The organism is Cupriavidus sp. UBA2010 (assembly GCF_002335265.1).
Lineage (GTDB): Bacteria > Pseudomonadota > Gammaproteobacteria > Burkholderiales > Burkholderiaceae > Cupriavidus > Cupriavidus metallidurans.
The window spans coordinates 10,225-11,261 of sequence record NZ_DDCI01000002.1 but is presented as its reverse complement, the minus strand read 5'-3'; the positions used below and the strand labels follow the sequence as shown (position 1 = coordinate 11,261).

Here is a 1,037-nt window from a genome sequence, read left to right as displayed (position 1 = left end):
GGAAACGCTGATCAAATCAGATTTGCGCATCACCCGCGCCGATCAACTGAGTTTTTGATGCAACCAGCCTGTTCTTGGCGACAATGCCCCAAAAATCGCCTTCAATTCCGGCCATTTTGGCCTGTTTTCACCCCATTACAGGGGTTCAAGACGCAATAACCCCATCAGTCGTTGCATAACACCGCTTTGCCAATACCAGATTGGCCAGCGCAAACAGACTGAACAGCTGGGCCTGATTCTTCTCCATGCCCCGGTAGCGTACCTTGCGGTGGCCAAACAGATTCTTGATCACATGGAACGGGTGTTCCACCTTGGCACGGATGCTCGCCTTGCAGTGCTCAATGCGTTGCTTGATCTGCTTCTCCGGGCCATCTTCCATTTTCTTGATGGTGCTGCGCCGTGTAGCTATCCGCAGCGGAGGGAGCGTGTTGCCATCCTCAGCAAGACGTTTGCCCAGACCCGTGTACCCGGCATCGGCATAAACAGGCTCTTTGTCGTCACGTAGTAGCTGCTCGGCTACCGTGATGTCCGCCTGATTGGCCGAAGTGGTTACCACGCTGTGCGTCAGGCCGGTTGCTGCATCAACACCGATATGGGCTTTCATGCCGAAATACCACTGGTTGCCTTTGCGTGTCTGCTTCATCGCCGGATCACGCTGCTTGGCCTTGTTCTTGGTAGAAGGTGCAGCGGCAATGATGGTGGCATCGACAATGGTCCCTTCGCGCATGAACAAACCACGTTCTGCCAGAGTGGCGTTGATCTCTTCGAAGATCCGTTGCGTCAGCGAATGCCTTTCCAGCAGGTGGCGGAAACGCAGCAGTGTTGTGGCATCCGGCACGCTTTCGATGGAGAGATCGATACCAACGAAATCACGCATCGCCTGACTGTCGTAAATCGCATCCTCAAGGGCCTCATCAGCCAGGCCGTACCACTGCTGCAAGAAGTAGATTCGCAGCATGCGTGCCAGTGGAGTCGGTGGACGGCCACGCTTGCCGGCAGCGTCTGGGTAATACGAGGGCGACAGGGCATCCAGCAGG

Annotated in this window: 1 protein-coding gene; it reads right to left on the bottom strand. The window is 55.7% G+C overall.

Annotated elements, in window-relative coordinates; genetic code table 11:
• Positions 1 to 145: 145 nt before the first annotated feature.
• Positions 146 to 1,037, bottom strand: an 892-nt coding sequence (locus tag B2246_RS00475) for an IS5 family transposase (RefSeq protein ID WP_286964010.1), incomplete at its 5' end; no start/stop codon positions are given.